This window comes from Flavobacterium notoginsengisoli, assembly GCF_042686225.1.
Taxonomy (GTDB): Bacteria; Bacteroidota; Bacteroidia; order Flavobacteriales; family Flavobacteriaceae; genus Flavobacterium; species Flavobacterium notoginsengisoli.
Genome location: NZ_JBHUOT010000002.1, coordinates 491910 through 506280, shown reverse-complemented (window position 1 = coordinate 506280; position 14371 = coordinate 491910). Strand labels below are relative to the sequence as shown.

The following is a 14371-nucleotide window of genomic DNA, read 5'->3' as shown; positions in this document are numbered from 1 at the left end:
TTTCTACCGACCAGACATTCCTACGGAATGAAAAATAATTATAACAAAAAGGCTGTTACAACAAGTTGTAACAGCCTTTTAATATCTAAAAAAAAACCTTTAAATCTGTGGGCTAAAAAAAACTTAGAATCTTAGCATCTCAGAACCTTAGATAGGCTTATATGCCTTAACCTCCCATTTTTTTGAAGCTAAATCTATATAATTATAATGCAAAACATCATTTTTATCAAACTGACCATTTTGGTTGGTATCTTCAATTGTTCTAAAATACAGACGGTTTTTAGATTCAATTAAATTCCAGTCTACTAATTCTTCCAGATCGGCTGAAACTTTTGTAAAATTTTCTCCACTGATATCACTTAAATACAATGTTTTAATATCACTGGTATCAATTTTTCCGTCTTTATTGGTATCAGAATCTGTAAGCGTATAAACCATCACATTATTATGGGTTTTGTCGGCAATGGTTTTTAAATAAGTTGCCGTTAAAATCAAAACTGGTTTATCCGACAAAGGACGAATAGAATCCGAATCTACTTTCTGAAATTTTAAATTCTGCAGATATCCTGTAATTTCATATTCGCCTAAATTAGAGATTGTAAAACTCACATCGTTTACACTCGAAGATCCATAACGGGCTTTTGACCCTCTTTCAAAAACTCTTAAATCTCCAACCGGATGAATCAAGTAATTGGTTCCTTCCATTTGAATGGGCAAATCGGCAATTTCGATTTGAGTCGTATCTGTTTTGGCAATACTTACCTTGTTTGAAACATCATAACTTACTTTTGGCTTTTTTACTTCCTCTCGGCAACTAATTACTGTTCCGACAAGGATTAGGGCGATATATTTAAAATACTTTTTCATCTGCAACGATTATATACGATTATCAAATATACTATTTTTGATTGTAATTTCTGTTTTTATTGAATTTTACTAGTGCAAAGATGTTAATTAGAACAAGTCCAAAATAGCCCAGAAAAAGAATCCAATATTTTTTAAACAACGACAAAACATATTTTCGCCTAGCTTCCTGTTCCTCTTTTAACCAATCATCTGCACCAACGTTAAGACTTCCGCTTCCGCAAACAAAAACCTTAAGCCGCTTCAAGGATTTGTCTGGCTTTGGCTTTGGCTTTGGTATCATTAAAACAAAAAAATCATTATTATATTGCAAATAATTTGGCATTCCCTCAATTAAAAGAATATCTAAGATTCTAACATAAACTTCATAATTCATTTTATTTCCTAAATGAATTTGAATACCCTTTATTGTGTCGTTTTCACGATTCAATTTCCGAAGCTCTAACTGAAGATTATTTAATTTTGTACTTTCAGCAATTGCCGAACTATTAAAGTCATAAACTTTATATTTTCTTTCAACCGACAAAAATTTCTGTGTCGCTAAAGAATCTGAAGGAAACCAAACATCTATACAACCCTTATTAACAAAAGCATCTGTTTTATAAAAATAAACCATGCATATCAACGGAATCAAAACCAAAGAAATCATTCCTGGCACGTAAAAAATCTTTTTTCTTTTTTTACGTTGTTCGATCATAACCTCGCATTAATCTTAACATTAAAAACCCTCGAAGTCATATAATTTGGAATTGCATATTGATTTTTAGAATATACATCACGAACCCAGGTATTGGTAATCGCGTTTTGATTATTAAAAAGATTGAAAATTTCTAATCCTATAGCTAATTCTTTGAAGTTTTTCAACCAGCCTTTTTTCGTATTTTGCGTACTGCTGTCAACAAAAACTTTAGCAAAACCAATATCAGCTCTTCTGTAATCATTTAATCTGCTTTGATATAAATATGGATCAGAATAAGCTGGCGCTCCTCCCGGAAGACCTGTATTATATACTAAATTCAGATATACTTTTACACTTGGAATATTCGGCATATAGTCCTGAAACAACATGGCAAACTTTAGCCTTTGGTCGGTCGGACGGGCGATATATCCTTTGTTTTCGTAATTTTCCTCCGTTTTCATATAACCAAAACTCACCCACGATTCTGTTCCTGGAACAAATTCTCCGTTCAATCTAAAGTCTAAACCTTGCGCATAGGCTTTTGCATTATTATTGGCTACATAACGAATTCGGACATTATCAATCGAATATACATTGACATCAGAAAGGGATTTATAATACAATTCAGTCACCCATTTAAAAGGACGATTCCACATTTTGAAATTATAATCGTTACTCAAAACAACATGAACCGCTTCCTGTGCTTTCACATTCGGATTTACCACTCCATCCAAATCACGAAGTTCTCTGTAAAATGGCGGTTGGTGATATAATCCTCCTGAAATTCTGAAAACCATATCACCATCCCAATCTGGTTTTATGGCAAACTGCGCACGCGGACTTACAACGGTCTGATTTTTTCCTTCTTCTAAAGCTCCTGAAACATTCCAGCTTTGAAAACGAGCTCCAAGATGATACCAAACTCTACTTGAACCTATTTCAGATTGTTTATTCCATTGAGCATAACCAGAAAATCTATTGATGATATTAAAGTTCGTTGCACGAATATCCTGATATGGCAACAGAGGTCCTGTGTAAGGAGTGTATGGCTGATTATTTTCTGGCAAAATTGCGATTGGCGGATTTATAGAAAATCCAGCAGAATCAATCATTTCCCACTCTACTACTCTATCACGAATAGATTCTCTGGTATATTTTAAACCAAACTCCAGCTGACTTTCTTTCCATTCTTTTGTTCCCTTCAATTCGATATTGGCAATTAAAGCATCCAAATCATTTCGGGCATGATTCAGTTGTGAACCAATTCCACGAGTAAAATCAATTGCAGATGGATCCGTTGGATTTTCCGGATCAACATTTCCCAAACGATATTGTGCTAAAATGTCAAAATGTTCTTTTTCAGTAGTATGAAATAAAGATCCGATTAGTTTTAACGTAAACGAAGGCGAAGCTTTATAAGTTGTTTTCAAAGCTCCGAAATACGTATCATACTGATCTTTTTCCTGTCCCTGATAATAAACAGCAAGTGCCATCGGTTGATCAATTGTTCCGAATTTTGTTTCGCGCGTTAAAGGCTGATACAGATATTTGTTTTCTGAAATATTTCCGAGAAAACTCATTTGCCACTTTTCAGAAATATCATAATTAATATTGGTCTGAATATCTGCAAAAGTCGGGGTATAATTGGTTTGTGTATCCTGGCTATTTACCAACAGACTATTATTTCGGTAACGAACTCCCGTTACAGCTGACCATTTTTTATTTTTAGAAACCAAATCTACAGAAGCGCTTCCTCCCAAAAAACTCGCCTCAAAAGAAGCTCCAAACTGAGTGGGTTTTCTATAAGTAATATCCAGAACAGAAGATAATTTATCTCCAAATTTCGCCTGAAATCCACCCGCAGAAAAATCAACATTCTGCACTAAATCTGTATTAGTAAAGCTTAAACCTTCCTGCTGTCCTGAACGAATTAGAAACGGACGATACACTTCAACCTCATTTACATAAACCAGATTTTCGTCATAATTTCCTCCACGAACCATGTATTGTGAACTTAACTCATTATTAGAGTTCACTCCCGGAAGCGTTTTCAGTACATTTTCTATTCCCGCATTGGCACCCGGAATCTTTTTTATGGTTTCGGCATCAATCGTTGCAATTCCCTGAACTCGTTTTCTATTTCCCGAAGAGACAAAAACTTCTCCCATTTGTTCCTGAGAATTGTTCATAATCGGATTAAATACAAAAACTTCATTTGTTTTCAAATTAACCGTTAAACTGATCATTTTTAAAGAAACGTGAGTGAATATGAGAGAGACCTTTCTATTGGAAGGAACTGTAACTTCAAAAAAACCATTTGAATCAGATTGTACTGAATTTCCCTGCGAAGAAACATTGACACTTGACACTGGATGTTTTTCTGAATCTAAAATTACACCTTTAATACTGGCAGTCTGGGCTAATGAAATATAGCTGACAAATAAAAAAAGAAAAGCGAATATAAACCTGTTATTACTCAAAGATTAGGGTTTTATTTTTGTTGACTTCTAAAAAAATGAGTTTCAAAGATAGCAGTATTTCCTACATTATCAACTACTTCAACTTTTAAATCATTTGCGCCTTCATTCAATAAAGCTTCATCAAAAACATGCGTAATTCTTCTGGCTTTATTTTCATATTCAAACAAAACCCAATTTCCGTTAATATAACCGTTATATGATTTTATTCCCGACAAAGAATCTCCAATTGTAAGATCAATTTTCTTTTGATCGCTTATCCATTTGTCCTGAATCGGTTTTGCAATTTTAATAACTGGCGGAATAGTATCTAAAACCAAACCATATTGACCTAATATTTTTGCTTTCGCAGTAAACACATCGCCTTTTCTAATCGTTCCGTTATGACTTGTTCCTCTTCCGATATACAATTTATCTTTCAAATTTTCAGGATAAGAATCGTCTTTTATGGTAATAGTAAAATTAGAATGAACCGGCACGGTATCATCGTGAATGTAGAGTTTTTTATTCCGAACATCAAAGTTCATATTAAAATCTTCATAGAACGTTCCAGCCGGAAAAAATACCGACATATTGTCTTTTTCGAAATTAGAATCTTTGTTATATCGGATAAAATATTTTCCCGTAGCAGGTTCAGCTTCTACAATTGGTGTTGCAGCATCAAACTCAATTGGAACAGTAACCGTTCTTAAATTCCCAAAGTAATCAGAAACTTCAATTCTGTAAGTCGAGGCCAGATTAGGTTCCGTCTTTATAATACCGCGAAGCGAATCTGTTTTAATAATACTTAAAGCAAAAGGCGTTTTCATAAAAAGTTTCTGCACACGCTGACTCGTCTTTTTATATCGTGAATAATCAATAAAAGCATTGATGCAACGCATTTCATCAAAAGAATAGGTATTAAACTGGTAATTGTAGTTTTGATTTCCGTTTAAGAAACTGGTAACATTAAAAACCCCATTTTTATTAAAAGAAACATCATCTGTATCAATTGCATTAATTCCGAAACCAATCTTCCCATTCGCTTTCACTTTAGAAGCCAGATAATTCCCGTCTTTTTGAAGTGTCATAGCTAACAACAACGGCTGTTTAGACTGATTCACGGTTGCATTATCCAAAGGATAAACATACAGACTGGATAACGTTGGTTTTTTGGTATCTTTAATATTCTGGTCAAAGCCAAAGAAAATCGGATTAATTACAAATTCGGTTTTAGAATCTCTGATTTCAAAATGAAGATGCGGTCCTTCTGAAGAACCTGTATTTCCGGAAAGTCCAATAATCTGACCTTTTGTTACCGAAAGCTCGTTTGGTTTCAGGAACATTTCAATTTCATACGCTTTCTCTTTGTAATGCGTTGCTTTTACATAATCTAGAATTGCTCCAACCGGACTCTGCAAATGTCCATAAACCGAAGTATATCCATTTGGATGCGTAATATAAATACATTTTCCGTTTCCAAAGGTTGATATTTTAATCCTAGAAACATAACCATCAGCAACTGCATGAACACTTAAGCCCTCTCTTTGGTTGGTTTTCAAATCAAAACCCGCATGAAAATGATTGGGTCTTAGCTCTCCAAAATTACCGGAAAGCTGCATCGGAATATCAAGTGGAGGGCGGAAATAGTCTTTAGGATATTGCGTTTGAGCAAATAAAAAATTACAAATAAAAAGGGTAAGTACAGAAAATCTCATAAGCAACATTTTTGCTAAGATAAGTAAAAATAAGTCTAAAAAAGCAAGTAAAAAACTACAAAAAACACAATCAACTGAAAAACATTCATTTATCTATTTTAATGCAAAAAAATCGATAAAAAATTGCATTAATAAAAAGGAATATTAACTTTGTAGGATTAAGTAATGAATAGGATGTATAATGAGTGTAATTGCAGAAATAATTGATACTCTTGAATATAAAGTCGAAAAGCTTTTTGAAAAATCAAAAGGGTTAGAGAAAAATAATCAAGCATTACGATTAGAATTAGCTAAAGCTGCGCAAATTATCCAGAAACAATCTGAAGAAATTGAAGCTTTGAAGAAGCAAAATGAAACACTTAAGATAGCCAATTCGTTGCTTGGCAGCGACAATAACAAGAGAGAGACAAAGCTTAAAATAAATTCATTAATTCGCGAAATCGATTACTGTATAGCGCAATTATCAGATTAGTAATATGGACGGAAAGCTTAAAATTAAAATATCAATTGCCGACCGCGTTTACCCGTTAACGGTTGAACCGGCTCAGGAAGAAGGGCTTAGAAGTGCTTCTAAAAAAATTGATGCTATGATCAAGCAATTCGAAGAAAATTACGCGGTTCGTGACAAACAAGATGTACTGGCAATGTGCGCATTGCAATTTGCATCACAGGTTGAACAAAAACAGATTGATAACACAATCGATGGAGAAGAAACTATCGAGAGAATTAAAAAATTAAACCTGCTTTTAGATCAATATCTCGAAAATTAAACGTTCTTTACAAGAAACTAAGATACTGCCTACATTAGTTCACAATTGGTAAACTCAACACTAACAATTTAGAATGAGCAAATCGTCGCTACTATAGTATGCCCTCCTTTTTGGCTGGGAAACTTGAACAGTGAGTTAGCTCAAAACTTGTCTTTACGAGTTTATTCAAGCAATTAATGTAGGCTTTTTTTATATATAAACCCTAACAAACATGGACATCATAACGATCATTATTGGTATTGTAGGTATTGCAGCAGGATTTGCAATAGCTAAAATTATCGAGAAAAGTAATATTTCAAACCTAATCAAAAACGCTAAAAAAGAAGCGGCTTCCATCTTAAAAGACGCTAATTTAGAGGCCGAAAATATTAAGAAAGATAAGATTCTTCAAGCCAAAGAGCGCTTTATCGAATTAAAATCAGAACATGAACAAGTTATTTTAGCACGCGATAAAAAAGTGGCTGAAGTAGAAAAACGCGTTCGCGATAAAGAATCTCAAGTTTCAAATGAACTTTCTAAAGCTAAAAAAGTCAATGACGATTTTGAAGCTAAAACTGCCGAGTATAACAACAAAATTGAAGTCTTAGACAAAAAACAAGCTGAAGTTGATAAACTTCACAAAAGCCAATTGCAACAACTAGAAGTAATCTCTGGTCTTTCTGCTGAAGAAGCAAAAGAACAATTGGTTGAAGGTTTAAAAGCGGAAGCTAAAACAAAAGCAATGTCTCACATTCAGGAAACTATTGAAGAGGCAAAACTTACAGCACAACAAGAGGCTAAGAAAATTATCATCAATACAATCCAGAGAGTTGGAACTGAAGAAGCGGTTGAGAACTGCGTTTCTGTTTTCAACATTGAATCTGATGACGTAAAAGGTAGAATTATTGGACGTGAAGGACGTAACATTAGAGCACTTGAAGCAGCTACCGGAGTTGAAATTATTGTAGATGATACACCGGAAGCGATCATCCTTTCTTGTTTCGATCCTGTTCGTAGAGAAATTGCGCGTTTGTCTTTACACAAATTAGTAACCGACGGACGTATTCACCCTGCAAGAATTGAAGAAGTTGTGGCTAAAACAGCCAAACAAATCGATGACGAAATCATCGAAGTCGGAAAACGTACGGTAATCGATTTAGGAATTCACGGTTTACACCCAGAATTGATTAAAGTCGTAGGTAGAATGAAATACCGTTCTTCTTACGGACAAAACTTATTACAGCACTCTAGAGAAGTTTCTAAACTTTGCGGTATCATGGCGGCAGAATTAGGACTGAATGTAAAATTAGCCAAAAGAGCCGGTTTACTACACGATATTGGTAAAGTGCCGGATACAGAAAGTGATTTACCACACGCACTTTTAGGTATGCAATGGGCTGAGAAATATGGTGAAAAAGAAGAAGTTTGCAACGCGATTGGAGCACACCACGACGAGATTGAAATGAAATCTTTACTATCTCCAATTATTCAGGTTTGTGATGCTATTTCCGGAGCAAGACCAGGCGCAAGACGTCAGGTTTTAGATTCTTATATCCAGCGTTTGAAAGATCTTGAAGATGTTGCTTACGGATTCAGCGGTGTTAAAAATGCTTATGCAATTCAAGCTGGTAGAGAACTTCGTGTAATTGTAGAAAGCGAAAAAGTTTCAGATGATAATGCTGCAAACTTATCTTTCGAGATTTCACAAAAAATTCAAACAGAAATGACTTATCCGGGTCAGGTAAAAGTTACAGTTATTAGAGAAACCAGAGCGGTAAATATTGCTAAATAATCGAGGATACATACATAAAAAGAAAGGCTGTCAATTGACAGCCTTTCTTTTTATCCCTAATTTAAGCTTCACATATCATTAAAAACGATTTTAAAACTTGTTCCTACTCCTACTTCACTTTCTACCAAAACAGTCCCTTTCATCGCTTCAATTTGATTTCTGGTAATATACAATCCAATTCCTCTGGCTTCTTCGTGTTTATGGAAAGTTTTATACATTCCAAATAAAAGTTCTCCATACATCTTCAAATCAATCCCAAGTCCATTATCAGTAATCTTAAGCGATTTAAATCCTTCAGGCTCTATCGCAAAATCAAAAACAATCACGGGATCTCTATCAGGATGTGCATACTTTATTGCATTTGTGGTAAAGTTCAGCAAAACACTTTCCATATAAGCTGGATTAAAATTAATCGTCAAATACTTCGGAACGTTGTTTATAATTGTTACATTACGTTGTTTATCATAACCTTTAATTGTTGAAATTGTTTTTTCAATATATTCGCACAACATTAACGGAGCAACCGCAATGTTGATATTGCTCTGCGTTTTTACAATCTGAGTCAGATTCGAAATGGTTTCATTCAAATCATTTGAAACAGTACGCAAATGTTCCAGCATTTCTTCTACGGTTTGTCTGTTTACATCAGCATCTATAAAATCTAAAATCGATTTTATATTACCAGCCTGTGTATTTAAATTGTGCGAAACGATATGTGAAAAGTTCAGCAAACGACTATTTTGATCACTGTACAATTTCATCGTTTTTATAAGCTCCAGTTCTTTTTCTTTTTGTGCAGAAACATCGGTATGTGTTCCTATGACACGCAACGGCTTTCCGTTTTCATCGCGTTTAATCACTTTTCCACGATCCAAAATCCATTTATAATTTCCACTAGAAGTCATCACACGATGATAATTCTCATAGTATGGGATTTTATTATCAAAATGTTCCTGAATATCCGAGTAATATTTTGGAAGATCGTCCGGATGCACAATTTTGTCCCATCGTTCAGGATCATCAAAAATATCTGTAGATTCCAACTCCAGGATTTTAAGAGACAAAGAAGAATAAAAAACACTGTTAGTCACCATATCCCAATCCCAGATTCCTGCTGTAGAAGCACCAAGAGCAAACTGAAAACGTTCTTCGGATATCCGAAGCTTTTCCTCTTTGTCTTTTAAATCCGTTATATCCGAAACATGTCCGTAAAAAACCACTTTATCCTCTAAGATTAATTCTGTCTTTGCAGCAATTTTAAACCAACGCAGACCTTTTTTCGGAAGAATAGCCCTAAACTCAATCTCCCATGGCGTAATTTCTTTTCTTGCTTTAATCAAAGACTGAAAAAAATATTCGCGATCCTGCGTTACAATTCTATCGTAAATTATAAACTTAATATCATTAGTAAAATCTGCAGCAGAGAGTTCAAATATTTCATCTGCCGACTTGCTTACAAGCGGAAATGAATAATCATTATCAGCATCAATAATAAATTGAAAAAGTAAGTCAGGCATTTCGGCCAACAATTTTTTATAAAAATTATTTACCTCCAAGCAATCCTCATTTCCATACAAATCAAAAACCATATACTACTTCTTTATGTAAATAAAATATTTCGATTTTTCCTTTAAAAAAAGAGAGAAAAAATCACAACTTATTCTGTAATTGTTTTTATTACAACAATATTTTAACACAATATATAAATTTTTACAACAAAACAAACGCAACATTTAAAAAATTATTTCCTCGGATGAAAACTATGCATCACTTCTTTTAAGAAACTGCGATCCAAGTGCACATAAATTTCTGTTGTTGTAATTGATTCGTGACCGAGCATTAACTGAATTGATCTTAAATCTGCACCATTTTCAAGCAGATGTGTGGCAAAAGAATGTCTCAGCGTATGGGGGCTTATACTTTTTTTTAGGTTAATTTTTTGAGCCAAATCCTTTATAATAGTAAAGATCATAGCTCTTGTTAATTGATTTCCTCTTCGATTTAAAAACAAGGTATCCTCAGCTCCTTTTTTGATATTTAAATTCGGACGGACAGCATTTTTATAAATATCAATATACTTTTGAGTTAATGATCCTATAGGAACAAATCTTTCTTTGTTTCCTTTACCGGTAATTTTAACAAAACCTTCGTCAAAGAACAAATCAGAAATTTTAAGCGTCGTTAATTCAGAAACACGAAGTCCGCAGCCATACAATGTTTCCAGTATCGCTCTGTTTCGCTCTCCTTCATTGGTACTTAAATCTATTGCATCAATTAAATTATCAATTTCCTGAACCGACAAAGTATCCGGTAATTTACGCCCTGTTTTAGGAGCTTCTATTAATTCTAAAGGATTATCATTTCGGTAATCTTCAAAAACCAGATAATTAAAAAAACTTTTTAGTCCGGAAATAATTCGCGCCTGAGATCTTGGGTTTACCTCTTTTGCAACAGCATAAATAAACTGTTGTAAAGTCTCTTCGGAGATTTTTATTGGAGAAACCTCAATCTGATTGGTTTCCAGAAAAAGACACAAACGTTCGATATCGAAGCCGTAGTTTTCAATCGTATTTTTAGACAAACCTCTTTCTATCCTTAAATACGACTGATAATCTTTAATATATCTGCTCCAATTCATATTTACAAAGTAAGTGATTTTTTGGCATAAAAAAACCTTCCTGATTACAGGAAGGTTGAATTTTAAATATTGTAAAAACTAAAACTTATAGTTAAATCCGATATTTAAAGAAGATAGTGTTGCATCATCAGATATTCCTTTATAAGAAGCAAATACTTCAATTTTATCATTTTGGTAACCAAATTTTGGCTGATACAAAACACCTCCGTCTCCGCTTCCACTTCCTGCGTAGATAGCATATCCTAAATCAGCACCCACAAATAAATTATCTGTTATTGAATATTGCGCTGTACCAGCCACTGGAATAAAACCAGCATTATCACCTTTAATATCAACTGAAGTCATACCGTTATAAAAGGTATACGTTTTTGCAAAATAGGTTGTATAACCTGTTGTTGCTCCAACACTGAATTTATCAGCAACATTCCATAGGTATGCCACATCAACACCCAGATTAACAGAATAAGAATCTTTTAAATCACCTAAAACTACACCAGTGTGAGCTCCAACTTTAAAGTGTCCATCCTGTGCATTTGCAAATCCAAATGCCATAACTGCAATTGCAGATAAAATAATTTTTTTCATTTTTTTGTTTTTGGTTAAAATTAATTGAATCAAATATAAAAATTTACTTATAAAAAACTACATTAAAAGATTCCTGATATAAAAAAAAATCTCTTTACAGAAAAGGTCAAAATTTATAATTAAAACCAATATTTAAAGATGCTATATTCCCGTCATTTGTAATTCCTTTATAGGCAGCAAACAACTCTATTTTGTTAGTTTGATAACCAAATTTTGGCTGATACAGAATACCTCCGTCAGAAGTTCCTTTCTTACCGGTAAAAATTGCAAAACCTAAATCTGCTCCTAAAAATAAATTATCTGTAATCGAATATTGCGCAGTTCCTGCTACGGGAACAAAACTGGCATTAGGATTTTTGTGCACATATCCAGGATAAGGACCAGTATTGTAATTATACGATTTTTGAACATAAGCAGTAAAGCCTGTGGTTGCTCCCAGACTAAATTTGTCAGTAATACTCCATAGGTATGCGGCATCAATACCTAAATTAGCAGAATAGGATTCCTGTAAATCACCCACAACAGCTCCAGCATGAGCTCCAACTTTAAAATGTCCGTTTTGTGCATTTGCAAATCCAATAGCCATAAAAGCAATGGCAGATAAAATAATTCTCTTCATTATGTTTTAAAATTAAATTTGTCTGCCAAATATAAAAATATACTTACGATATATTGGTTTTTATTTTAACAATAAAAATACTATAGAAACAAAAAAACCTTTCATAATGAAAGGCTTTTTTTATATTCAAATAAATATTGAATTTATAATTTATATCCCACAGCCAAAGAAAACACGTTGTTTTTAATTTTATAATTAACATCTCCTACATGAAAATCTAAGGCATTTGACAAACCTAAGTTATAACGAAGATCTACCGAACAATCCTGCAGAAAATTATAGCCAATCCCAAAATTCAAACCAAAATCGATAGTTTTAACATGGTCCGTAATATTTAAATTGTTTTCTTCAGCATGCATTAAAAAACCAATTTGCGGGCCTGCCTGAACACTTAACCCCTGAGTGATAAAATATTTAGCCAGAATAGGTAAATTTAAATAACTTAATTTAACATCATTATCGTACGCTATACCATCCTTTACAAATTTATTTTTCACTCCATGAGTCGAGTACAGAATTTCAGGTTGAATCCCAAATTTTTCATCTGTCTTAATTTCCGAAAAAATACCCACCTGATAACCTATTAAAGTTTCATTTTCATAGAAATCACCAGAACTATTCGGAAAATTAACACCTCCTTTAATTCCAAATCTGCTCCCGGTTCCTTGGGCATTTGCAAAACCAAATACCATAAACGCAATCGCAGATAAAATAATTCTTTTCATTATGTTTAAAGATTAAATTTCTCTGCCAAATATAAAAATATACTTACTATAAACCGGCTTTTATTTAATAATAAAAATACTATACAAAAAAAAGCCTTTCATAATGAAAGGCTTTTAGTTATACTTATCAAGAAAGTTTAGAATCTATATGCAGCGTATAAAGCTAAGTTACTGTTTTTTGGACTATCATAGTACTCATCAAAATCATCAACATTGTAGTCAAGAACATTTGACAAACCTACCGTATAACGAATTCCAGCTGAGAAATTATCCGTAAAGTTATAACCTGCTCCAAAATTGAATCCAAGATCTACAGATTTAAAACTATCCTTCACGTCATTTCCATCAGCTTTTGCAGAAACTAAAAATCCAATTTGTGGACCTGCCTCAACAGTAAATTGTTTTGTTACATAAAACTTTGCCAATACAGGAACATTAATATAGTTCAATTTCCAGTCTTCGTCTTGTCCTCCAAAACCGTCAACTTTAGTCCCTTGAGTTGAAAATAAAAGCTCTGGCTGAATAGATAATCTCTCAATGATTTTAATCTCTGCAAAACCACCTACCTGAAATCCTATTAAAGCTTTTGTATCGTCAACATCTCCTCCAACTAAAGAAGATATGTTTAAACCTCCTTTTACCCCAAATCTGGTTTCCTGAGCATTGGTAAATGCAAATGCCATTATAGCTATGGCAGATAAAATAATTTTCTTCATCTTAATTTGTTTTGGTTAAATTTAATAACCAAATATAAAAATATTCTTCATAAAAACTAATTTGGAATTTAACAAATAAAATAGTAATAAGTGTATATAATGTTAATTTGAAATCAATTAAGTTTTAATTTATTAAGCAAAAACAAAAAAGCCTTTTCATTTCTGAAAAGGCTCTTAAAAAAAACCAACTAAATTTTTTTCTAGAAGTGTAATGCGAATCCAACGTTGAATTGGAAAACGCTTTTATAATAATCATCATTAAGAGAAACATTGTAGCGAATTCCTGGCTCGATAGAAACATTATTTCCTAAAAATATCGCATACCCTCCTTGTAATCCTAAGAAAGAAGGATTTTTCTCAGCATCTTTTATAGTCATTCCTGTATAAGATGCTTCTAAAGGAAATTTATTTAGTAAATAATATTTCGCTCCAACTTTATAAGAAAAAGCATTATCACTATGCCCAAAATCACTATAACCAAGACCTGCTTTAAGAGCTAAATTATCTGCAATAAAATAACCACCTTCAGCACCTAAACCCCAATTTGTTTCACCATCTGAAGAAGATAAATGAAAACCAGTATTTCCAACTTCTGTTGCTCCAAAACTTGTATTAGTTTCAATTAACCATTTCCCTTTTGCTGTTTGTTCTTGTGCATTAGCAAATCCAAAAGCCATAACTGCAATAGCAGCTAAAAATAATTTTTTCATGTTTTAATTTTTTAATTATTGTAAGTCAAAACTAAGATTAGACCTACAAAAAACACTCCCTCAGAAGTTTAAAAAACAATAAAATAAGACATAAAAAAAAGAGCAAAAACAAAACTGAAA

14 protein-coding genes are annotated in these 14371 nt (G+C 33.1%); 3 read left to right on the top strand and 11 right to left on the bottom strand.

Annotated features, from left to right (window positions below; translation table 11 throughout):
* Positions 1-147: 147 nt before the first annotated feature.
* Genes ACFS3A_RS07595 through ACFS3A_RS07580 form a run of 4 tightly spaced genes read right to left on the bottom strand, consistent with a single transcriptional unit; the run spans position 148 to position 5717 of the window.
* Positions 148-867, bottom strand: a complete 720-nt coding sequence (locus ACFS3A_RS07595; RefSeq protein WP_379824758.1) for a hypothetical protein — start codon at positions 865-867, stop codon at positions 148-150.
* A gap of 31 nt (positions 868-898) precedes the next feature.
* Positions 899-1561: a hypothetical protein gene (locus ACFS3A_RS07590; protein WP_379824757.1), complete on the bottom strand. Its 663-nt coding sequence runs from the start codon at positions 1559-1561 to the stop codon at positions 899-901.
* Entirely contained in the window at positions 1558-4023 is a 2466-nt protein-coding gene (locus tag ACFS3A_RS07585) for a TonB-dependent receptor (protein ID WP_379824756.1), read from the bottom strand. The genes ACFS3A_RS07590 and ACFS3A_RS07585 overlap by 4 nt, the downstream gene beginning before the upstream one ends.
* 11 nt (positions 4024-4034) lie before the next feature.
* The gene (locus ACFS3A_RS07580) at positions 4035-5717 is read right to left on the bottom strand and encodes a M23 family metallopeptidase (protein ID WP_379824755.1); all 1683 of its coding nucleotides are present in this window, start codon (positions 5715-5717) and stop codon (positions 4035-4037) included.
* 181 nt (positions 5718-5898) lie between these two features.
* Between ACFS3A_RS07580 and ACFS3A_RS07575 the strand changes: the two genes are divergently transcribed.
* The 3 genes from ACFS3A_RS07575 (at position 5899) to rny (ending at position 8258) form a co-directional block, all read left to right on the top strand.
* Positions 5899-6189 carry a hypothetical protein gene (locus tag ACFS3A_RS07575; protein ID WP_095952164.1) on the top strand — a complete coding sequence of 97 codons (291 nt, stop codon included), beginning with the start codon at positions 5899-5901 and terminating at the stop codon, positions 6187-6189.
* Positions 6190-6193: 4 nt separating this feature from the next.
* Positions 6194-6487, top strand: coding sequence for a cell division protein ZapA (locus ACFS3A_RS07570; protein ID WP_379824753.1), 294 nt, complete (start codon positions 6194-6196; stop codon positions 6485-6487).
* Positions 6488-6698: 211 nt separating this feature from the next.
* Positions 6699-8258 carry a ribonuclease Y gene (rny, locus tag ACFS3A_RS07565; protein WP_091497308.1) on the top strand — a complete coding sequence of 520 codons (1560 nt, stop codon included), beginning with the start codon at positions 6699-6701 and terminating at the stop codon, positions 8256-8258.
* 68 nt (positions 8259-8326) lie between these two features.
* Here the strand turns inward: rny and ACFS3A_RS07560 are convergent, their stop codons facing one another.
* The 7 genes from ACFS3A_RS07560 to ACFS3A_RS07530 all read right to left on the bottom strand — a co-directional run bounded on the left by ACFS3A_RS07560 (position 8327) and on the right by ACFS3A_RS07530 (position 14251).
* Entirely contained in the window at positions 8327-9775 is a 1449-nt protein-coding gene (locus ACFS3A_RS07560; protein ID WP_379824752.1) for a sensor histidine kinase, read from the bottom strand.
* A 224-nt stretch (positions 9776-9999) separates the two neighbouring features.
* Positions 10000-10896 (bottom strand): site-specific tyrosine recombinase XerD, encoded by an 897-nt coding sequence (gene xerD / locus ACFS3A_RS07555; RefSeq protein ID WP_379824750.1) that lies wholly within the window; start codon positions 10894-10896, stop codon positions 10000-10002.
* A 78-nt stretch (positions 10897-10974) separates the two neighbouring features.
* Positions 10975-11481, bottom strand: coding sequence for an outer membrane protein (locus ACFS3A_RS07550; protein ID WP_379824749.1), 507 nt, complete (start codon positions 11479-11481; stop codon positions 10975-10977).
* Positions 11482-11587: 106 nt separating this feature from the next.
* Positions 11588-12100: a hypothetical protein gene (locus tag ACFS3A_RS07545; protein ID WP_379824748.1), complete on the bottom strand. Its 513-nt coding sequence runs from the start codon at positions 12098-12100 to the stop codon at positions 11588-11590.
* A gap of 143 nt (positions 12101-12243) precedes the next feature.
* A complete protein-coding gene (locus ACFS3A_RS07540; protein WP_379824747.1) occupies positions 12244-12825 on the bottom strand; it encodes a porin family protein in 582 nt (193 codons plus the stop codon).
* Positions 12826-12962: 137 nt separating this feature from the next.
* Positions 12963-13541 carry a porin family protein gene (locus ACFS3A_RS07535; RefSeq protein ID WP_379824746.1) on the bottom strand — a complete coding sequence of 193 codons (579 nt, stop codon included), beginning with the start codon at positions 13539-13541 and terminating at the stop codon, positions 12963-12965.
* Positions 13542-13741: 200 nt separating this feature from the next.
* Positions 13742-14251: a hypothetical protein gene (locus ACFS3A_RS07530; protein ID WP_379824745.1), complete on the bottom strand. Its 510-nt coding sequence runs from the start codon at positions 14249-14251 to the stop codon at positions 13742-13744.
* Positions 14252-14371: the final 120 nt, after the last annotated feature.